Genomic DNA, 21,719 nt, shown 5'->3' with positions numbered 1-21,719 from the left:
GCAATTTCCATTCCAAACAGCCTTTTTCAGACCGTCCTTACATCCAAAAAAGGCATCCACTCCTCTGCATGCCTTTCTGCATATTCCGCAATAAAAAAACTTAAAGTGGGGCGGAATGGCTGCCTTCGGAGCCTTAAACCTGCCTGTTCCGGTGTTTTATCTCCCTTGTTGACATTGCAACGGTGACAGGCAGTGATCAAATTGGTCCAGTTGGTTTTTCCACCTTTGGACTTGGGAAGAATATGGTCTATGGTCAAATGTTTCCTGGATCCGCAATATTGGCATTCATGACCATCTCTTTTGAACAGATTGGCCCTATTGAGTAAAACGCCCTTATATGGAATGCTTTTATATTCATTGAGCCGGATGACCGCAGGATATTTGAACTCTTGATTGACAGTTCGGATAATGAGCGACTCATAATAACTCAGGCAGCTTACTTTTTCCAAAATGGACAAAACGAGCGCCTTCTGAACCGGTACTATGGCTACAGGAGAATGATCAAGATTTAGAACTAAAACACGTTTTTCCATAATCCCCTAATATAAAATCTTTGAGTGGAAAAACCTGTTGTTCAGCGGGATTGTTTTTAAAACCTCATACGGTCCAGTTCTCTTTTGATATCTTTGGATTTGATGTCCTCCCTCTTGTCATGGAGCTTCTTACCTCTTGCCAATGCAATTTCCATTTTTGCTAGGCCCTTATCGTTGATAAAAATCCTGACAGGAACTATCGAAAGACCCTTTTCTTCAAACTTGGACTCCAGTTTTTCCAGTTCCTTTTTGTTCAACAAAAGTTTCCTTTCCCTTACCGGGTCGTGGTTATAACTGGCAGCCATAGAATAAGGGGCAATATGCATCTGTTTCACGTACAAATCACCCCTTTTGAAATAACAATATGCCTCAGTAAGGGATACCTTCCCTTCCCTCACCGACTTGATTTCGGTTCCCCGGAGTACAATTCCGGCAATAAAAGTATCCAGAAACTCAAATTCAAAACTTGCCTTCTTGTTCCTGATATTGATGATTTTATCAAATTTCTTTTTGTCCTGTCCCATTGATTTTAACGCAATTCTATCTTTAACTTCAGAAAAGGCCTATAACTAACCTTTTGATATCAAAGCCCTTCAGCCCTATTCAAATGAATTCACAAACCTGTTCTCTTCAAAAAAAAAACGGCACACTAAACTCCTTTAGGAACCATTTCTAATTTTGCCCGCCTCTTAATTTATGCCTATCGACCTCCAAATTTAATCTTCTTATTGATGGTTCAATATCTCCGACTCATCATGTCACGTCCTGATTTTACTTGACACTTTTTTCTTTGTTTTTTCTTTTATTTTCAATCCTCTTAAATGCCCTAGAGCCCAAGTAAGGAGACCTGTCAAGGCCGGAGCGAAGCGACGTTTATATAGCCTTGACAGGTCTCTGTCTTGGGCTACTTTTGCGTTTGAGAGATGAAAACACTGTTAGTCCCTCATGTACCTCAATCGGCTTCTTCATATTTAATGAACAATGTGGCCTCTTTTCATTGTAGGCCCATACTCCATGCCTTACTGCTGCAAACGCTTCTTTGAGATTCTTAAACCTGTCCCCAAGTTTATATTCAATCTTCAGAATCCCGTTAACCCGCTCTGCCATTGCATTATCATAGCAATTCCCTGCTTCTCCCATACTGGACTTTATACCTTCCTTTTCCAGTAATTCAGTATAAATCTTACTGCAATACTGAAAGCCCCTATCTGAGTGATGAACAATGCCTTCTGTTGACGGACATTGTTCTATCGCCATTTTTAAGGCTTCTACAGCACATTTTGACTCAAGCGTATTCCCCAAATACCATCCTACTATCTTCCTGCTGTATGCATCGGTAATAAGATACAGGTACCTGAAGGAATCCCCGACACGGATATAGGTTATGTCCGAAACCCAGGCCTGATGGGCAGTGGTCCAGACATTGCCATTGAACAGATCCTCATATTTACTGTAGCGCATAAATGACTGCGTTGTAACAACATACTTCCTCTTGCGCTTGACCAGCAAGCCTTCAGAACGCAACAACTCAAAGAGCCTGTCCCTTCCTATGCTGATCTCCAACCTCACCGCATCTTCTCTGATCAACTCCTGAAGCTTTCTTGTGCCCATCATCGGATGCGTCCTCCGGTAATCCCGGACAAGCTCCAATACCAGGTCGTATTGCGCTTCCTCCTTCAACTTGGAGTCCATCCAACCATAATATGCTGACCTACTGTAACCAAAGTAAGTACAACCGGACTTAACGCTCACTTCTTCAGGCCTTTTTGAAACAGTCCGTTGCCAAAGTTTTTTTTTAAATCCGTCTTGTATTCATCATTTGCAACATCTATCAGCGTCTCAAGCATCTTGTTGGCAACTATCGAATCGGCCAAGGCAAGTTTTAACCTCTTGTTCTCCTCTTCCAGTTCCTTAAGTCTTCTCTTCTCATCCATAGTCTCTATTCTAACCCTTTTGTTCAACAAATGATCCCTGCCAAAGGACCTGACCCACCTCTGGATCGTCTCCGCTCCTCTAATATCATACTTCTTTTGAAGATAAGAATAGGAACTTCCATTTTCCAGCTCCTCTACTACTTGCTTCTTGAAGCTAATACTGTACCTGTTAAATTCCCGAACCGTTTTTGTCATTTTTTTCCTGTTTTTAGTTTGACTTAATCTGTCAAGCTATTTCAGGACGTGACATCACTTTCCGAAACCTGCCTTCCGAAATCCCACTTCTTTCATCTCAAAACCTCATCCTTGCCTCCGGCACCACGTCCAAGCCGGAGAATTCCCCTTTTAGGAATTTAAAATGTGCTGCCATGGCAATCATGGCCGCATTATCGGTACAATATTCGAATTTGGGAACATAAAGGTTCCATCCTGATTTTTTACTTTCCTTTTGAAGGGCTTCCCTTAGCCCTGAATTGGCGGAAACACCACCTGCTATCGCAATCTCCTTAATCTTATGTGATTTCGCCGCCTTCTTCAACTTTTGAAGCAACATTTTGATCAATGTGAACTGCACCGAAGCACAAATATCCGCAAGATTGTCCTGAATAAAATCAGGATGCTTTTTTATCTGATCCCGAAGAAAGTACAGGACTGCCGTTTTGATTCCGGAAAAAGAAAAGTCCAGATCCGGAATATCTGAAACAGGGAATTCAAAGGCTTTTGGATTGCCTTCTTTTGCATATTTATCTATCAGGGGTCCTCCGGGATAAGGCAGGCCGAGCAACTTGGCAGTCTTATCAAAAGCCTCTCCGACAGCATCATCGGTTGTTTCCCCAATGATCTCCATGTCCAGGTAATCCTTTACCAAAACCAATTGGGTATGGCCCCCGCTCACCGTCAAACAAATAAATGGAAACCGGGGCTTAGGGTCCTCAATAAAATGCGCCAGGATATGGGCCTGCATATGATTGACCTCAATCAATGGGATGCCCAAGGCGTAAGCAAAAGATTTGGCGAAAGAGACACCTACCATCAAAGATCCCATCAGTCCGGGGCCTTTTGTAAATGCAACGGCCGAAAGGTCTTTTTTTGATAGGCCGGAGGTTTTCATTGCCTCAGCCACTACAGGAATAAGGTGTTGTTGGTGGGCTCTTGAAGCCAACTCAGGAACAACTCCCCCATATTTTTCGTGTACTGATTGCGTGGCGATTATATTATTGAGTACTTTGCCATCAGAAATTACCGATGCTGACGTTTCATCACAAGATGACTCTATTGCCAGTATATTGATCTTCATTGCGCTTATTCCTTGGAAAAGAACCCGAAAGTTACGGAAATTTTACTGAAAGCCTTAAGGCTGACCTTTAGGCTGCTGCTTTTCCTTGTTTTTGGTGTTTTGCTTATTGCTATTTCACTACAGATACCAGCAGTCCAAACAAAAATTATAGGTTGGCTGACTACCTACATTACCGACAATACAGGGTTTAATACAAGTATTTCTAAAGTCAGAATCCGCTGGTGGGATGCGGTGTCACTAAAAGACGTCATTATTTATGACCACCAGGATAGCCTCATGGTAGATCTGGAGGAAGTTTATATTGATTTTTCCTTGCAGGGCTTGTTGGACAGGTCTAACCCAGCCTTGGATCAAATTAAAATGGAGAAAGGTTACGTCCGACTTATTTCCCATGACGATGACTACCAGATGAATATTGCCGAATTTTTCAGCAGGTTCAACGAAATACTTCCCGGAAAAAAAGATCCTACACAACCTTCAGGAAAATTCAATATCAACAATATTTTCTTCAAGGAAACCTCTTTGGACATCATCAATTATGTCACAGCCCCTGTCACTTCAGGCTTTGATTACACCAACCTAAGATTTCGCGAACTGATTGCCGATGTGGACGGCTTTTATTCCAAAGGACCTGAAATAGGAATGAAAGTAAATTATCTGAGGGGGGTAGAATCAACCTCAGGAATGGTTTTTCAGCAACTTAAGACTGATTTTACCTACACGCCTAATTCCATGGAGTTCAGTGACCTCTTTCTGCGCTCCAATAAAACAGAAATCAAAAACTACCTGAGATTTGATTTTGACTCCATCCGCTCCTTAAATAACTTTAACAAGGAGGTACGGATTACTGCAAGACTGGATGAAACTGCTCTTGATATCCAGGATTTAAGGTATTTTTCAGAGGAGCTGCCTAATATCGAAGACAGGATATTCTTAAGTGGAGAGGTTATAGGTACTGTTTCGGATTTTTCTTCCGAGCAGCTGCTCATCCGGTTTGGGCTAAGGAGTGCGCTTTTTGGAAAATTCAGAATAGAGGGCTTACCCTACATCAATGAGACTTTTTTCCAGATGTCCCTAATGAACTCCGTGCTTAACAGCAATGACCTCGCACCTTACATTTCAGATGAAGCCAGAAAAGAGATCAATAAATTCAGGGACATCCGATTTGACACCGATTTTTCAGGCTATCTGCATATATTTACAGCCAATGGCAACTTCCGGACAGGTATAGGAAATATGATCGGAAGGTTACATTACAGATCAGAAAACGGTGAACCTACCTACACCGGAAGGGTCGAACTCAGAAATTTGGACATAGGAGTCTTATTGGAAGACAGGCAGAGGTTTCAAAAAGTCAACCTGACAGGAAATATAAGAGGCAGGGGCCTCTCCATACAAAATGCCCTATTGGAAATCGATGCGGACATTAAAACTGCCGGGGTAAATGGTTACAATTATGTCAACATCAAAACAAATGCGACTTATGGTAAGGATTTGTTCCGTGGAAAACTGGTTGTCAATGACCCTAACCTAAAAGGAGAAATCAGAGGTGTCCTTGATGTAAGGGATGGGAAAGATTCCATCCGGTTGAATGTGGAATTGGACACCGCATTTCTCAAAAATCTTGGGTTTATGGAGCGTGAAACCTTCGTAAGTGGAAAAGTTGACATGGACACCAAGGGAATCACTTTGGATGATATCGAAGGAATAGCGAGATTCAGTGACATCAACCTTAGCTATGAAGGAAGAAATCTCTATATTGACAATTTTTTCTTTCAGTCTCTTTTTACTGACGATTCCCGCTTGATTTCCCTGAATTCAGACCTTTTGGTAGCTGGCATATCCGGGAAATTCAAGGTGAATGAACTTGTCAATGACGTTCAAACTTTAGGAAAGGAATATTTTGCGCTTTTGACCAATTCGGAAAAACCCGTTTCAAGAAAAAAAATAGCGAAACCAGAACCCTACAATATTGATATTAACCTGAATTTCATAGACATCAACCCGATCATCAATTTATTTGAACCCAAAGCTTCCATTTCCAAAAACACGCTAATTGAAGGAGCTTTTTACCAAACGCCGGACAATACAATACTTAACTTTTTTTCGAGTATAGATACCATTTATTACAACGGCAACTTCTTATATAATACCAATCTGGACTTTAACACTTCCAAGCTAAATGTGAGTGATGAAGTCCTGGCATCTTTTTATGTGTTCTCAAAAAAACAGATGTTAAGCTCTGGACTTACCTTCAACAATCTTGCCATGGAAGCCATTTGGGATGAGTCAAACATTGACCTCACTTACAGGCAAGATCAGCTTGAGACCGGGAGTTTTGTGCGTGTAAAAAGTGAAATTACCATTTATCCGGACCATACCACCATTGTTTTTGATCCTTCTGAGCTTAAAGTCCTTGATAAAACTTGGCGTTTTGCCAATAACAATCAGATCTATATAACCGGTAAAACATTCCTTTTTGACAATATCAAATTATTCAACGAAAATCAATTCATCTCTTTCAACGGAACCATTTCACCCGATCCAAAAGACATCCTTTCCCTACAGATCAACGAACTGAATCTGGACTTTTTCAATACCCTAAGCACCAAAGAATTTGAAGGTTATGCCAACGGGCAATTTGGATTGAGCAATTTTTATGAAAATATCGGCGTCAATGGACAGCTCAAAATAGAGGAGATGTATATCAACAAATTCCTTGTAGGTGATATCGATGCAGCCACCTATTTTTCTGACAGGTTGATCCACCTTGACCTGACCAATACTAGAGAAGATAAAAAAGTAATCACTGTAAATGGTTATTTGGGAAGTGATGATGATGAACTTGCACTCAAGGCCAGCTTAAATGACACCGATCTTTCGGTCTTAGAACCCTTCCTTTCGGATTATCTGACCAGATTAGGGGGTACAGTTTCAGGTGAGTTGATCATTGAAGGAACCATAAATTTTCCTGTGGTCTTGGGTACCGGAAGGCTGAATGGAGGCACTGTATTGATCAATTACCTCAATACTTTCTATACGGTCAACGGCAATGTAATTTTTAATCCCAATGAAATAAGCTTCAGAGAACTACAATTACGTGATGTGAATGGTAATATTGCCAGAATGCGGGGCGGTATTTCCCATGATTACTTCTCCGACTTTATCCTCGATATCAGTTCCAACCTGGAAAATTTCCAGGTTTTAAATACCACCATTAGGGACAATGATCTCTTTTATGGAACGGCATATGTTACAGGCTCGCTCAATATTTTTGGGGCCGCCAACAACCTGGATATTACAGCAAGGGCAACATCACAGCCCAATACAAGAATTTATATTCCTTTTGGAAGCAGTAATGAACAGGCCCAGGAAGAATTTATCAATATCATCAATATTAGAGACACAAGTAGGGTCCAAATGGAATTAGTGGAAGGGGTTGAAAAACTGGCCATCAACAATGTCCGGATGAATTTTAATTTTGATGTCACTCCTGACGCCTACATCGAAATCCAGATTGACCCCCGAACCGGCGAAAATATTCAGGGAAGAGGAAGGGGAGTAATCAATATGAATATTGATACCCAAGGTAACTTTTCCATGCTGGGCAATTACGAGATCACAGAAGCCAAATACAATTTCTCCTTGTACAATGTAATCAGGAGGGAATTCATCGTTCAGCCAGGAAGCAGAATTTCCTGGTTTGGAGACCCTTATGAGGGAGTCATGGATATAAAGGCTTACTATCAAGAAAGCGTTTCTCTTCAAAGCCTGCAGCGGGTTCAAGTGGGAGGAATCGAAGATCCTCAGATGAGAAGACGTTTCCCATTAAAAGTTCTCATGAACTTAAAGGGAAATTTATTGTCACCGGACATTTCTTTCAGTTTTGATTTTTCGGAATTCCCCACAGAAGGGAATGTACAAACTTATATTTCTGCTTTCCAAAACAGGGTAGCCAACGACGAACAGGAAAAAAACCGGCAGGTATTTTCTGTCATCATGATGCGTTCATTTTCACCTGAAGGACAATTCAGCGGTGTGGGCAATATTGCTACCTCCAACCTAAGCCAACTGCTTTCTTCCCAGTTGAATAGTTTTATAGCCCAGGTGGACCAAAACCTGGAGGTGGATATTGACTTGGCCAATTTGGACCAAAACACCCTTGAAACATTCCAGCTTCGGGTAGCCTATACTTTCTTGGATGGTAGACTCAGGGTCAGCCGGGATGGCGGATTTACCGACCTGCAGGGAAATGCAGACCTAAACAGTATTGCAGGAGACTGGCAGGCGGAGTACTTGATCACGGAAGACGGAAGGTACAGGATGCGGATTTATAACAGGAATAATTTTAACACTTTTACTTCCCTTTCTTTGGCCAGGAATGTGGCCACTTATGGCATCTCTGTTTCCCAATATGTATCCTTCAATTCCTTCTCAGAATTGATCTCCAGAATCAAAAAGAAGGAAACGGAAAGGCTAAGAATCAATGATACGGATGATTTTTTGAGATATCAATTCGAGGAAGAAAGAGGCTGGAGGCCAATCCCCCTGGAAAACCTTGAAAACAGTGTCAGTCCCTTGGATTATCAATTTAGCCAGCCCGATAGGATTTACAGAAAAGAGGAAGAAGAATAAAACAATTTTGGCAGTTGGCTTATTCTTAAGAGGAAATCAATCTAACCATGGAAAAAATCACAATATTTTGGTTCAGAAGGGACCTGAGAATCGAAGACAATACCGGCCTATACTATGCCCTGACACAGGAAAAAAATGTACTTCCCCTTTTTATTTTTGACCGTAACATCCTGGATAAATTGGAAGACAGGACAGATGCAAGAGTAAGCTTTATTCATCAGCAGATCCATAGAATTCATGAAGAGCTGAAAGGCTTTGGATCATCCATTTTGGTCAAATATGGAAAACCTCTTGATGTTTGGAGCTCCCTGACAAACGAATACAACATTGAAAATGTCTATACCAATAGAGATTATGAACCCTATGCAAAGGAGAGGGATGAAGCAGTAAAGGCAGTCCTTCAGGGAAAAAACATACAGTTCCTGGACTTCAAGGATCAGGTGATTTTTGAAAAAGATGAAATTGTCAATGGCAGCGGTGATTTTTACAAAGTCTTTACCCCATATAGCAAGGTTTGGCTGGAAAAATTCCGGAAAAATCCTCCTCAGGTACTCAGCATCGGAAAATCAAAAAACCACTTTTTCCCAATTAGTCCACAGCACATTCCAAGTCTTGAGGAAATGGGATTCCAACCGAGCAGCATTCAGGTTCCTCCTTTGGAAATCAATAGAAATCTGATTAAGCAATACGATAAAACCAGAAATTTCCCCGCTATTAATGGTACGAGCAGACTCGGAATTCACCTCAGGTTTGGGACTATTAGCGTACGAAAGCTTGCATTGGAGGCAGCAGAACTCAACGAAACCTACCTCAATGAACTGATATGGAGGGAATTTTATATGATGATTCTCTACCATAACCCGCAGGTAGTGGATCATTCCTTTAAGCCCCAATATGACCGCATCCCCTGGAGAAGAAGCGAGGAAGATTTCAAAAAATGGTGCGAAGGCAAGACAGGTTATCCCATCGTAGATGCCGGAATGAGGGAACTCAATACAACCGGTTATATGCACAATAGGGTAAGGATGATTGTCGCCAGTTTCCTTACCAAACATCTTTTGATTGACTGGAGATGGGGAGAAGCTTATTTTGCGAAAAAATTGCTGGACTTTGAACTCTCTTCCAACAATGGAGGCTGGCAATGGGCAGCAGGAACAGGTACAGATGCACAGCCCTATTTCAGGGTATTCAACCCTGATTCCCAAACAGAAAAATTTGACAAAGAACTCAAATACATCAAAAAATGGGTGCCTGAATTTGGTACCCCAGCTTACCCCAAACCCATGGTAGATCATAAATTTGCCAGGGAAAGGGCAATAGAAACATACAAAAACGCTTTGAATTCATGAATGTAGGGGACAGAGTAAGATTGCTTCATGGCAATGAAGAAGGAATCATTACAAAAATTTCTGCCGGTGGTAGAGTGGAGATAGAAATTGAGGACGGATTTAGAATCCCTGCCCTCAAAAATGAGGTGGTGGTAATTTCTGCCGTAGAGGCACAGCATTTTGGAGGAGAAAAACCCGAAGCAATAAGCCAGATAGGATCAAAACCCCAAAAAACGGACAGCAACGAAAAAAGTGTTTTTCTTGCCTATATCCCACTCAATGACAAGGAACTGAGTATTTACCTTTGCAACAACGCTGATAGGGATTATTTGGTCATCGCTTCGGAATTGTATGGAGAAAACAGGCAAACAATTCTTGCTGAAATGCTTCCTGCCAAGAACTCTAAAAAAATCGGAGAAAAATCCATCCAGCAATTTGAAGAATGGCCACCATTGTTGATCCAATTCTTTCCTATCCATAAAAAAATCGAAAAAACACAGCCTTCTTTTGAAAGAAAGCTCAAATTCAAAGCCTCTGCATTTTTCAAAAGCAAAGGCACGGCTCCGGTGCTGAACAAATCCGGCTATGTCTTCAAAATGTCTGAATCAACCAAAGAAATTGATATCCAACAATTGAATGAGGAGCTCAATGAACATGCTGTTACGCCAAAGCAAGAGTTCAAGAAACCACCCAAAGAAGTAGATCTTCACATAGAAAAACTTACCAATGACCATCCCTTTATGAGCAATTCGGAAATGCTCAGGTTACAAATGGAGACTTTTGAAAAAAATCTCAATTACGCCATCGCCAGCGGAATGGATGAAATAACATTTATACATGGGATCGGAAACGGGGTTCTCAGAAAAGAAATCCACAAGTACCTTAGCCAATTGGAAAATATTAAGTACTTTCAGGATACACAGAAAAGCCGTTTCGGCTATGGAGCCACTTTAGTACGTATTTCTTAAACCATGAAAGGAAAGGTCTCTCCCATCTTTGCGCTGTTCCAACAACAATTCGAAGCAGCCAAATCAGCTTTTGATGCGCTGAGCAAACAATACCGGGGAAAAAAAGCCCTGGAATTGGAAAACAAACTGATCTTCCTGGAAATCTACATAGATTTACTATCCAAAATCCATTTCGAGGAAGAACAGTTAAAATTCAGGCTTTTTTCTCCCTTCAAAAAAATATTCAAAGGGTTAAAAAAAACCAAACATATCAAGATGATCATGGCCCAAACCGAGGCCCTGAAACTAAAAGAAAACCCTGCCTTTCATGCTTACCTTAAATCCCTGGAAACAGAAAAGAACCAGTTGTACAATGAAGTTTACGACCTGATCATTTCCAGTCCTTTACAGATTTGGGAGACACTTTATCATGAAGCCCATCATTACAGTAAAGGCATAAAACCCTTAATGATCAATACCGCAACTACACAAATCATCAACGAGGAACTGAGTTTTTTTCAGGTGGACAACAATGGAAAACTTGACAGCAAAGTACTCAAGGATATTTATGAAGGCATTCGTGTCATTACTGCCCTTGAAAACCTTAGGATTGAATCCGGTTTTAACCCCATCTTTGTCCAGGAGGTTCATGAACGCATGAGCGAACTCCAGAAGACCATGCTGAAATGGTATGAAAACCACCTCTTTATCCAGCACTTGGTGGCATTTCTTACCGATAAGGAAGAGGTCTCTAAAAAATATTTAGACCTTCTTTCCTCTCTTCAGGGCAATAGAAAAAACCATATCAAACAGATTGAAGACCAATGCGCTGCCCTTTTCGAAAGAATTCTGGAATGATCACCTCCTTTTGAAAGCATAACTTCTAAAAGAAGCAAAACTCACAACCGAATAACCAAAGGCCAACATCACATGAAAAACCAACATGGTGTAATTTCCTGTCCGGATAGAAATAATGGATACGGTCAAAAACACCGCAGCTAGCAAGGCCTCCAAATAAGTGGTAAAGGGCACCTTGAATTGGTTGTACACATTTTCCGTCCAGGAAGCTTTTTCCCTTAAATTATATTTAGGCGTTCGAACAAATGGGGTTTTTTTACCGGTAATCCCCTCCCAAACTGCCTGGGCATTGTGCAATGCCAGGCCCATGGAAACTGCCAAAAACACGGGCAACTCCCACAGGAACTTCAAAATACCCTTTAAAGAATATCCTACCAAACTGATATTGGCAAAGAAATACACCATGGCAATGATAATAAAGCCTATAAAAAATATCCCTGAGGCCTGAAAAAGTGATGGGGGCAACAAACCTTTGTGAAAGCCCCACCAAATTGGGATACTGCTTAGGCTCACCAACAGTACTGCAATGAAAATCATGGAGTTGAGTAAATGTGCTGTGGCATGGAGTTTTTTCCCCCAAGAAAAGCCTCCTGACAAAACACTTCCCAGATGCTTCCTGGCACATTCTGCACCGCCTTTTGTCCATCGAAACTGCTGGGACTTGATGGCAGACATAACGGGAGGAAGCTCGGCAGGAGATTCAATATCGGGTCGGTATATAAACTTCCACCCTTTTTTCTGCGCCCTGTAACTCAGGTCAAGATCTTCTGTTAAAGTATCCTCTTCCCAGTTGCCGGCATCCAGGATACAGGATTTCCTCCAAATACCGGCAGTCCCATTGAAATTGATAAAAGCTCCCTGACTGTTTCTGCCAATTTGTTCTACCATGAAATGGGCATCCAAAGCAAAAGCCTGCAGTCGGGTCAATAAGGAATAATTTTCATTCAGGTGCGTCCACCGACTCTGCACCATACCTACACGACTGTCCTTAAAATGCGGTAAGGTTTTAAGTAAAAAGTCAGCATCAGGGACAAAATCAGCATCAAAAATGGCAATAAATTCCCCCTGTGCTTTTGCTAAACCCTCCCGGAGAGCACCCGCTTTGAATCCTTTTCTATCAGACCGGTGAAGGTATTTGAAATTTACTCCGGAATATTTTTTGATTTTTTGGAGAATAATGTCAGAAGTTTCATCCGTGCTGTCATCCAGAATCTGTATCTCCAGTTTATCTTTTGGGTAACTCAAAGCTGCTACAGCATCAATCAAACGCTCCACCACATACATTTCATTAAATACCGGCAATTGGACCGTTACCATGGGAAGGCTTTTTTCATCCCTCGCCATTTCGATTTTGGGTTTATTTTTGGATTTGAAAAAATAAAAAAGCAAATGGGCCTGCGCCAAGCTGTAAAAGAGCACAAACAGCATAGCGAGCAAATAAATGCCGAGAAATACGTATATCAGAACCATCAGGATTTTACACTTATGGATTTATGGCCAATGATAATAGGCAGATCATTGATTCTTCCGTCTTCATCGGCATTCTCCAGCTTAAGAACTCCTCTTGGACAAACTGCTGAACAAATACCACAACCAACACAGGAAGAGCGGACAATATTTTGACCTCTTTGGGCATACCACCTGACATCAATCCCCATCTCACAGTAAGTGGAACAATTTCCACAACTGATACACTGACCTCCGTTAGTAGTAATGCGGAATCTCGATTTGAAGCGCTGAACAATCCCCAAATAAGCTGCCAAAGGGCATCCAAACCTGCACCATACCCGATTGCCCATGAGAGGATAGAAGCCTGTTCCGATAACCCCTGCAAAGGCTGATCCAATCGCAAATCCATAAACCGTATGCAGCTGATTGGTGGCTTGGCCCAATAGGTCAAATTTCATAAAATAATTCAAAATGGTGAGCAAGGTCATCACCACTGCAAATGCCAACACTCCGTGGATCAAATACCTTTCCACTTTCCAGGATTTAAGAGATTTATCGGAAAGCTGACGATAAGGATCGCCTAAAGTTTCTGCCAAGCCTCCACAACCGCAGACCCAAGAACAATACCATCGCTTTCCGTAAAAGTAAGTCAGTACCGGTACACCAATAATTATCAGGACAATGCCCCAAACCAACATGAACATCCCCAAGGCCCCAGAACTTACCATCCCATCAATCCTATAATCGTAAAAGAAAGAGTAATCCAAAGGCCAGATGTTTTTGAAATCATGCCAAGGCATATTGAAGAGCACCAGAATTTCAGGTAACAAAAAGGCAAAAGCCAACTGAAAAAACATAACCGAAGCAGTCCTGAGGGTTTGGTAAGCATTTCCCTTGTACTTTCTGAACATCCTAATGCCCATGACAAGGATGGCTAAGGTGTATATTAATCCATATAAAAACCACTGGGAAGCTTCATTACCGGAAAGAGCTTTGCTTATTGGATCCACCATTATGACCAAATTGACCATATATTCGGGAAACCAGTACAAAATCACATAAAACAGTATCAAATAGGTACCGGTAATGATCCCTAAAAGTCCTCTGGATTTCATGGATGAAAAGAAAATCCCATTGTTTTTGATGCCTTCAGGCTCACTCTTATACATTGGAATGATATACAGCAAGCTTCCCAATACACTTAGAAGAATTGAAATGCCCATAAACCAATATGGATGATGCTGTACAGAGCTTATGGCTGAGGCCTTGGTAACAGAAAAAGCATAATTGTCCCAAATAACATCATCCCAAGCCTGTCGGTCTTTCAATTCCTGGTTGTAGGCATTGAAAAACCCATTAAAATCTCGGATAAAACTAAAATTCGACCCATATTTTTTACCATACATAGGTTCAAGTATCTCAAGCATAACCTGCTGATGCGCTGATTTCACAACTTTACCAACTATTTGATCATCAAGCTGGTAATCTCCCAAAAACGGAATCCAACTAAAAATAAAGAGTCCAACAATAAAAAGAGCCAGACCGAGCTTCTGTATATTTTTCATGCTTTTGAACCTATAAGTTTACTGAATAGGGACTGCTTCTTGATTTGAATGTTTTTTCCCATCATGCTGTTGTAGGATTTCAGTGCCGATTGATAATATGGTTTATAAAACTCAGGATTGAAACTGGCTTTGTCAAGACTGCCCATCACCTGGTCTATCGTCCATTGTTCTGTCAATGCTTTGTCAAAAAACTCATGCCTCAATCTCCATCCCAAAGCATTAACCCCTTTTAAGACCTTTGATGCTTTATCAAAATTCAATCTGATGCACACTTTTCCATTTTTGTCCTCCCAATAGAAAGATTCTGTATCGGAAGGCAGATTCGGCGGCACCTGACCATAGGTCTGGTATTCGATGTCAAAAAATTTAGCAGAATTGAACCAAGGACCTGGTTTATAGGGCACCTGAACAGAAGCGGTTAAATTGTGTGCCAAAGTTTCCCCATGCATCCTCCCCGTGTACCAAACCTGTTCGATGTTTTTTCTGTCCTCAGAAACGGCTGACCGGAACTCTGCACAATCCCCTATGGCATAAACATTCGGAATGTTGGTGTTGAAGTAGTTGTCTACCAAGATGCCCCTGGACATTTCAAGACCTGAATCTTTCAAAAATCCGATATTGGGAACAACCCCAATAGTAAGCCCTACGAATTCACAAATTATTTTTTCTCCTTTATTCGTTATTACAGCTTCTACCCTTTTATCATCTGCACCTAAGATTTCTCTCAGTTCTGTGTCCAAGTGCAAATCAATTCCATGTTCAAGAATATGCCTGTTGATCATTTTAGACTCTTCTTCTGGGAGTACATTGTCCCAAAAATTTTTTTCTCTCACCAAAAAAGTGACCGGGATATTCCGACTTGCCAACATCTCCGCCATCTCGATTCCGATCAATCCTCCTCCGACAACAACTGCCCTCTTGATTCCTTGGGTATTCTCCTCCATGAGTTCAAGATCCTGCAAGGAATAAAGCCCTTGTACGCCTTTTAGATCCTGACCTGGCCATCCGATTTTATTGGGTTTGGATCCCGTAGCCAGGATCAAAATATCATAAGGAATGATTTCTCCTTCCTGACTGAGTAGCTGTCTTTTTTGAAAGTCCACACTTTTTATCCAGGCCTTCAGGAGGCTGATACGGTTTTTCGCCCAAAACCAATCCTCATACGGTTTAGTATGCTCGTATTTCATGTGCCCCATGTAAATATACATCAGGGCTGTGCGGGAAAAAAAATGCTCCGTCTCTCCGGAAATCACCAGAATTTCAGCATCATTATCCTTCTTTCGGATATTTCGGGCACAGGTTATTCCTGAAATCCCATTTCCAATAATGACAATCTTCCTTTTATTCATTGAGGGACCAATCGTAATCTAAATGATTGATTTTTGCTTTGGGTGATATTTTGATTTTTGAATACCTGTTAAGATAATCAATTAAACTTCCATTCCGGGTAAAATCCTCCCCAAACCACGAAAAAATCTTAGACACTTCCACCCTATCTGCACGTATTTTATTCCTTTTCGGATCATTGATAAACCTCCTTGCTGCCATATCAAGCTGTTCTTCAAGTTTTTCCGGAACATAAGCATCCCTTGATAGAATTGGACAGGAAAAAGAGGCACAATTGATGGCAAAATGTATCCTGGGTTCATCAAATTCCTTTCTCAATATTTTATGCTCGATTTCATCCAAGGAGGCCGGCTTGCCTCCTATCTTAAAAAATTCCATATGCCAGACCGTATTGATCAAAGGCAGGGGATATTTGGGTTTGATATCCTGAATGCTTTTGACAGGATAATGCTCAAGAATCAATTTGAGTGTAAAAGCATTGTAAGCATTGATCCAATAGGCCAATTGTTCTTTATGGGTCCAGGCAGTCCTATCAGGCGGATTTTGACTCAGGATTTCCAGATATGCTTCCAATTCAGCTTTTCGGATAAGCATGCCTTTGTAATCTACTTTCCCTTCCTCCGATACAAATTTTTTAAGAAACTTATCAAAGATTTCGTGAGAAGGAGGTTTGGTGCCCTTTTGTCCTAAATCCGAATGACCACAAGATAGATTGACCAATAAAATGGAAAAGGTAATCCATAAGAATTTCATGCTGTAAAATCTAAATTGACAATAATAACACTGATTTACTCATCAATATATCAATACACTTTCTGTCCGTTTGAAAGCCATATCCCCCAGCTTCGGCTATACGCATGGATTTTGTCTGTCTTTCCTTCTTTGGAATAAACCGGCTTTCCTTCATTTACCCAATGGAAAATACCTCCATACAGGTTATAAACTTCTTTAAACCCGGCCTGTTGAAGTTTTTTGCCAATATTCTCGCTTCTTGCCCCAATGGAGCAGTAAACAATTACAGGTTGGTTTTTATCCAGTTTCCTGACACTCTCCATGTTAAAAGTTTCATATCCTACCCAAATTGCATTCCTGATATGGCTTACCTCATATTCCTCAAGCGCTCTGGTATCCAAAAAAACAGGATGCTCCATGGAGTCTGCCCCTTCGATGGTGATGACGGGAAAATCTTTGTCATAAATCCCCTTCAGAAGGGCTTTGTAGGCAAGGCTTTGCGCCATCAACTGATTACTTATCAAAAGCATCCCAAAAAGGACGATAAATTTTATTGAGCTCATATAATCTGTAACCATTTAAGGACTGAAATAATTGCAAATGAAAAAGCCTTTTAAGTCAAAAGACTGACTCAAAAGGCTAATATATGCTCCTTGAACGGGCAATTATCCGTAGAAATCTGATAGACGTGCCAGTCCTTTCTTATCCAAAACAATGATTTTTTTGCCCTGAAAATCAATCAGTTCATCTTTTTTAAACTCAGAAAGCAAGCGGATCACAGTCTCTGTGGCAGTCCCCACAATTCCAGCGATTTCTTCCCTTGTCAATACGATATCTATTTTATCTCCTTCCTTCCCATCAATACCATAAGTTTCTGAAAGTTTCAACAAGGTGAATGCCAGGCGCTCCCTTATAGACTTTTGGGTTGCATCCGTCAATTTGCTTTCCATAACACCCAAATCATGACACAAAGCTTTGGTCACTCTTCTATGAAATGCCGTGTCCTCTGCTAAGACCTTAAGAAATGATTCCCTGGGCACAAAACAAATATTGGCATCTTCCACAATAGTAGCCGAATTAGAATATGCTTCTTCGCCTAACAAAGACGCATAACCAAGGAAATCTCCCTTTTTGGCCAGGCGGATAATCTGTTCCTTTCCATTAGAGGCAGTTTTGTAAACTTTGACTACTCCATCACTGATACAAAATACACCAAGAGGCTTGGTACCTTCATAGAATAAAATCTGTCCCTTCTTGTGGGTAATTAGATTTTTGCTTTCTGAAAGCTGACAAAGGTGGGGTTCTGAAACATCTGCAAACAATGAAAACTTCCTACTCACACAAAGTTCGCAGGGAGTATTTTTGGGTTGGACTTTCATAGGACTGGCGAATTATACTGGATAAACTTAATTCTTAAATTTAAACAAAAACATGACAAAAATCATAATTTTTTCTACATAAATTTTGGAACATCAGGTATTTGGGCAAAATTGGAAGAATCCTCATCCATAGAAAAAAACAGGTGGTTTATCCCATTGGTTATTCCTATGTGAGGCGCCTTAATTGACTTATTATATACGGAAACCTGCTCCAAAGTTTTCATAGAAAGGACTATTTCTGGTGCTTTACATTCTATCAAAAGAAAAGGTTTCCCTTCTCTATCCAGCACCAAAATGTCAGATCTTTTTTGCAAGGAATTGTACTGTAGTCCCTTTTCCAAAGCAAAAAGGCTTTTGGGATAATTTCTGAACTGGATCAGAAAAGCAATCATATGCTGCCTTACCCACTCCTCCGGTGTTAGAATAAGATATTTTTTTCTAAGAGAATCGAAAATGCTCAATTTCCCATCGGTTTCCTTGATTTGGAACTCCAATTCCGGGAAATTCATTTCCTTACCCAAAAAAGCAAATCTATCTGTAATCATGATACAAATATGCTTGCTTTTCCCGATTTAACATCAAGAGCCCCAGTCAAAATAATTCAATGCTGAAATTCCAAATATGGCGCTAACCTGTCCACCCAATCCTTATTAAAAATCTTGATTTGGAGCAGGTCGTCTGCTTGTCGAAAATAACCATGTTGGTCTCTGTAAGCGATGATAACTTTTGCAGCACCATAAGTGATGTAAGGATGTTTTGCAAGATCTTGGACATTTACCTGATTAATCGGAATCATTCTGAAAATACCAGGATTAAAGTCAAAGTGGTCCCATAACTTTTCCACCAGTTCTGGTGTCATTCCATAAACCTCGAGCAGCTGTTCTCTATGATGAAGCCCTCCTATGCTTTCCCTAAACTTGACAATTCTGGAGGCCATAGTCTGCCCTATCCCTGGAACAATCTGCAAAACCACGGAATCAGCTTCATTGAAATCTATCCGGTTGAAACCTGGATTTCTGGGCTTGTTGGGTAAAACTGTTCTTTTTACTGTATCAGGCGATGAAAAAGATTCTTGCGGCCTGAATACATAAGGAACCTTCCCTGCTTGAATAAGACTGTCAATGGCAAGCTCATACTGGGCAAAAAGTTTTTGGTTTTTCTTACTAAGCCCCCATTCATAAATGCTTGGAAGGAAATAAAGCAGAAACAATGAAGGAACAACCAGAACAAATCCTCTTGATTCCCTGACCGAAAAGCCCAAATAGGTACGCAGATAATAGAACAGAATCTTTTTCATAAAAAACACGTTGCAGAAAAATGAGAAACCTGAAATAGATCGTATCTATGGGGTATAAATTAATACAATTGGCTTTAGTTTGCAAATTTGCTCAATTTTGAGTCCTCATTTCACCCAAACAAAATAAAATTATTTAGACAGATTCTAAATTAAGGTTTAACAAAGGAAAATTTTCTTTTGCGACCGATTCTGGATTAAATTTGTATGTTAAAAGTACCTGTAATGCAGAACAAGTTTAGAGCCATAAGCTTATCCTATAAAAATGCCCCGGTTGAAATCAGGGAAGTAATTGCTTTGGATGAAGGTTCTATCCATTCCCTTTTGGTCAAACTGAAAGAGTTTTTCAGTATTTCAGATACTTTAATCCTTTCTACCTGTAATAGGACAGAGGTCTACTATTCCCATGACCTGGACATAAGTACTGAGATCATCAAATTGATCGGTCTTGAAAAAGGTCTGACCAATGTAGTGGACTACTTGGAATATTTCAATATCCTTAATGAGGACAAAGAAGCTATTGAACACCTGTTCAAAGTATCTGTTGGTCTGGAGGCTCAGGTAGTGGGAGACATGCAAATAGCCAATCAAGTGAAAAGGGCCTATCAATCTTCTGCCGATTTGGACATGGCGGGACCTTTTCTTCACAGGCTGATGCATACTATTTTTTACACCAACAAAAGGGTAGTTCAGGAAACTGCTTTTAGAGATGGGGCAGCCTCTGTTTCTTATGCGGCTGTTGAATTGATTGAAGAAATCACCTCCAATACCTATCAGCCAAGGGTATTGTTGATCGGGGTGGGTGAAATCGGGGAAGATGTAGCCAAAAATATGGTACATATCCCGGAAGCTAAGGTTACTATCACCAATAGGACCTTCGAAAAGGCAAAAGCTTTGGCGGACGAACTCGGTTTTGAAGTGATACCGTTTGAGCAGTGTTTTGAAGCGATGAAGTCTGCAGATGTGGTGGTTTCCTCCATCATGAAGTCAGAGCCATTTATCACCAAGGAGCTGGTTAAATCCATGGAAATTCCAAGTTATAAACTTTTTGTGGACCTATCAGTACCAAGAAGTATTGAAACTACGATTGAGGAGGCCCCAGGGGTATTATTGTACAATGTGGACAATATCAGAAGCAAAGCTTCCGAAACTTTGGAAAGAAGGCTGGCTTCCATTCCCCAGGTAGAAAAAATCATTGAGGAAAGTATTGAAGAGTTTTTCAACTGGAAAAAAGAAATGATGGTTTCCCCTACCATCAACAAGCTTAAAAATGCTTTGGAGCAGATCCGTCAGGAGGAAATGGCCAGATTCTTGAAAAATGCCAATGATAAGGAAATAGCCATCATTGACAAAATCACCAAAAGCATGATGCAAAAAATCCTAAAGGTGCCTGTTGTTCAATTAAGAGCTGCCTGCCAAAGAGATGATGCAGACAAAATGATCAGCACCCTCTCGGATTTGTTCGACCTGGAAAAAGTCAGTGACAAGAAAAACGAGGCTTAAAATTTCAGATTAAGTTCCTCCCGGAGAAATTCATCCTCCAGTTTATTCCTTTTCCAATAATCAATGATTTTTATCGCCTTGCGTTTCGCTTGTGTGATTTCTTTTTCTCCATGGGCGTTGGTCTGGATTTCTTTCCATTCCAAGATCGGAAAAGGAAAATCATGCTCAAACACTACTTCTAAGGAACGAAACCCTGAACTATAATTCAATTCTAATCTGCTTCTGTTTTCACTGATTTTGTCCACCTTGATGAAAGCGGATTCTGGGACAAATCCCCTATGGCTCAAACGTTGAAAAAACAGTGAAGGCAGCATTTTCACATTTCCCAAAGGGATTTCAGAGGGATTGATACGGATCAGATTCCAAAGATCATCTTCCATAATACCTTTTACAGTAAAAACATCATCTCCCTCCTTCTCAAAATAGGAAAACAACTTCCCCTGATAAGACGCTTCTCCATTTTTGTTGAGCTGGGTAAAAGTCTGGCCACACCATTCCTGTGAACTCGCGGTAAACTTTAGCCCAGTGCTTTTTTCCTTAGTAGGCGTAAAAGCCGAAAGCATCATGTGATAAGGATAGATTCCTGTCACAAAATCCCTGGTCTGGTTCATCTTCAGCACGCTCACCTTATCCCTACCCGCCTTCTCAGGTTCGTCCAGCTTCACCTGCTTTTTCCTGGAAAAATCTTCTGTTACAAATATTAAAACCGCTTCCCCTTCCCTGGCTTCCCCATACCGGTATTGTACCAAATCAAAACTGCTGATCTCTGCTTTTCCCTGAAACCAATAGTTGCCCCATTCGGTGAAATCTAAATTGTCTCTTTCGGGCCTGTGGCATGATGAGAGGATCAGGACATAAAAAAACAATATCAAGTTTGATTTTCCCATATAGCCAAAAAGGTGTTTCATGGGAATTAAG

Annotated in this window: 19 protein-coding genes; 5 read left to right on the top strand and 14 right to left on the bottom strand. The window is 40.8% G+C overall.

Going from position 1 to position 21,719, the window contains the following annotated elements:
• Positions 1 to 26: 26 nt before the first annotated feature.
• The 5 genes from BC751_RS08980 to tsaD form a co-directional block, all read right to left on the bottom strand.
• Positions 27 to 533: an HNH endonuclease gene (locus BC751_RS08980; RefSeq protein ID WP_130275254.1), complete on the bottom strand. Its 507-nt coding sequence runs from the start codon at positions 531 to 533 to the stop codon at positions 27 to 29.
• A gap of 56 nt (positions 534 to 589) precedes the next feature.
• On the bottom strand, positions 590 to 1,057 hold the full coding sequence (gene smpB, locus BC751_RS08975; protein WP_130275253.1) for an SsrA-binding protein: 468 nt from the start codon (positions 1,055 to 1,057) through the stop codon (positions 590 to 592).
• Between the two features lie 349 nt (positions 1,058 to 1,406).
• Positions 1,407 to 2,285: an IS3 family transposase gene (locus tag BC751_RS08970; protein WP_165389788.1), complete on the bottom strand. Its 879-nt coding sequence runs from the start codon at positions 2,283 to 2,285 to the stop codon at positions 1,407 to 1,409.
• Entirely contained in the window at positions 2,282 to 2,662 is a 381-nt protein-coding gene (locus BC751_RS08965; protein ID WP_130275252.1) for a transposase, read from the bottom strand. Before BC751_RS08965 ends, BC751_RS08970 begins: the two co-directional genes overlap by 4 nt.
• Positions 2,663 to 2,759: 97 nt before the next feature.
• The gene (gene tsaD / locus BC751_RS08960) at positions 2,760 to 3,764 is read right to left on the bottom strand and encodes a tRNA (adenosine(37)-N6)-threonylcarbamoyltransferase complex transferase subunit TsaD (protein ID WP_130275251.1); all 1,005 of its coding nucleotides are present in this window, start codon (positions 3,762 to 3,764) and stop codon (positions 2,760 to 2,762) included.
• 12 nt (positions 3,765 to 3,776) lie between these two features.
• Between tsaD and BC751_RS08955 the strand changes: the two genes are divergently transcribed.
• Genes BC751_RS08955 through BC751_RS08940 form a run of 4 tightly spaced genes read left to right on the top strand, consistent with a single transcriptional unit; the run spans position 3,777 to position 11,532 of the window.
• Complete coding sequence (locus tag BC751_RS08955) at positions 3,777 to 8,399, top strand: translocation/assembly module TamB domain-containing protein (RefSeq protein ID WP_130275250.1); 4,623 nt, start codon at positions 3,777 to 3,779, stop codon at positions 8,397 to 8,399.
• Positions 8,400 to 8,446: 47 nt separating this feature from the next.
• On the top strand, positions 8,447 to 9,748 hold the full coding sequence (locus tag BC751_RS08950) for a cryptochrome/photolyase family protein (RefSeq protein WP_130275249.1): 1,302 nt from the start codon (positions 8,447 to 8,449) through the stop codon (positions 9,746 to 9,748).
• Positions 9,745 to 10,695, top strand: coding sequence for a Smr/MutS family protein (locus tag BC751_RS08945; RefSeq protein WP_130275248.1), 951 nt, complete (start codon positions 9,745 to 9,747; stop codon positions 10,693 to 10,695). Before BC751_RS08950 ends, BC751_RS08945 begins: the two co-directional genes overlap by 4 nt.
• Before the next feature lie 3 nt (positions 10,696 to 10,698).
• Positions 10,699 to 11,532: a hypothetical protein gene (locus BC751_RS08940; RefSeq protein WP_130275247.1), complete on the top strand. Its 834-nt coding sequence runs from the start codon at positions 10,699 to 10,701 to the stop codon at positions 11,530 to 11,532.
• On the opposite strand, the gene BC751_RS08935 is transcribed toward BC751_RS08940, so the two are convergent.
• From BC751_RS08935 to BC751_RS08900, 8 genes are all read right to left on the bottom strand, one after another.
• Positions 11,533 to 13,002, bottom strand: a complete 1,470-nt coding sequence (locus tag BC751_RS08935; RefSeq protein ID WP_130275246.1) for a cellulose synthase family protein — start codon at positions 13,000 to 13,002, stop codon at positions 11,533 to 11,535. It abuts the gene before it with no gap.
• A complete protein-coding gene (locus tag BC751_RS08930; protein ID WP_130275245.1) occupies positions 13,002 to 14,546 on the bottom strand; it encodes a 4Fe-4S binding protein in 1,545 nt (514 codons plus the stop codon). The genes BC751_RS08935 and BC751_RS08930 overlap by 1 nt, the downstream gene beginning before the upstream one ends.
• The gene (locus BC751_RS08925; RefSeq protein ID WP_130275244.1) at positions 14,543 to 15,895 is read right to left on the bottom strand and encodes an NAD(P)/FAD-dependent oxidoreductase; all 1,353 of its coding nucleotides are present in this window, start codon (positions 15,893 to 15,895) and stop codon (positions 14,543 to 14,545) included. Before BC751_RS08925 ends, BC751_RS08930 begins: the two co-directional genes overlap by 4 nt.
• The gene (locus BC751_RS08920; RefSeq protein ID WP_130275243.1) at positions 15,888 to 16,646 is read right to left on the bottom strand and encodes a DUF547 domain-containing protein; all 759 of its coding nucleotides are present in this window, start codon (positions 16,644 to 16,646) and stop codon (positions 15,888 to 15,890) included. The genes BC751_RS08925 and BC751_RS08920 overlap by 8 nt, the downstream gene beginning before the upstream one ends.
• Positions 16,647 to 16,696: 50 nt before the next feature.
• Complete coding sequence (locus BC751_RS08915) at positions 16,697 to 17,188, bottom strand: rhodanese-like domain-containing protein (RefSeq protein WP_130275242.1); 492 nt, start codon at positions 17,186 to 17,188, stop codon at positions 16,697 to 16,699.
• Between the two features lie 102 nt (positions 17,189 to 17,290).
• A complete protein-coding gene (locus tag BC751_RS08910; protein WP_130275241.1) occupies positions 17,291 to 18,004 on the bottom strand; it encodes a Crp/Fnr family transcriptional regulator in 714 nt (237 codons plus the stop codon).
• Positions 18,005 to 18,078: 74 nt separating this feature from the next.
• Positions 18,079 to 18,549 carry a type I restriction enzyme HsdR N-terminal domain-containing protein gene (locus tag BC751_RS08905; protein ID WP_130275240.1) on the bottom strand — a complete coding sequence of 157 codons (471 nt, stop codon included), beginning with the start codon at positions 18,547 to 18,549 and terminating at the stop codon, positions 18,079 to 18,081.
• 56 nt (positions 18,550 to 18,605) lie between these two features.
• The gene (locus BC751_RS08900) at positions 18,606 to 19,301 is read right to left on the bottom strand and encodes a ComEA family DNA-binding protein (RefSeq protein WP_130275239.1); all 696 of its coding nucleotides are present in this window, start codon (positions 19,299 to 19,301) and stop codon (positions 18,606 to 18,608) included.
• A gap of 222 nt (positions 19,302 to 19,523) precedes the next feature.
• On the opposite strand from BC751_RS08900, the gene hemA reads away from it, so the two are divergent.
• The gene (gene hemA / locus BC751_RS08895; RefSeq protein WP_130277542.1) at positions 19,524 to 20,801 is read left to right on the top strand and encodes a glutamyl-tRNA reductase; all 1,278 of its coding nucleotides are present in this window, start codon (positions 19,524 to 19,526) and stop codon (positions 20,799 to 20,801) included.
• On the opposite strand, the gene BC751_RS08890 is transcribed toward hemA, so the two are convergent.
• On the bottom strand, positions 20,798 to 21,709 hold the full coding sequence (locus BC751_RS08890; protein ID WP_242617410.1) for a hypothetical protein: 912 nt from the start codon (positions 21,707 to 21,709) through the stop codon (positions 20,798 to 20,800). The genes hemA and BC751_RS08890 overlap by 4 nt on opposite strands.
• Between the last annotated feature and the right edge of the window lie 10 nt (positions 21,710 to 21,719).

It is taken from the genome of Cecembia calidifontis (assembly GCF_004216715.1).
In the GTDB taxonomy this organism is placed as follows: Bacteria; Bacteroidota; Bacteroidia; order Cytophagales; family Cyclobacteriaceae; genus Cecembia_A; species Cecembia_A calidifontis.
The sequence above is the reverse complement of the archived record's forward strand: the minus strand, read 5'-3'. Positions and strand labels throughout refer to the sequence as shown.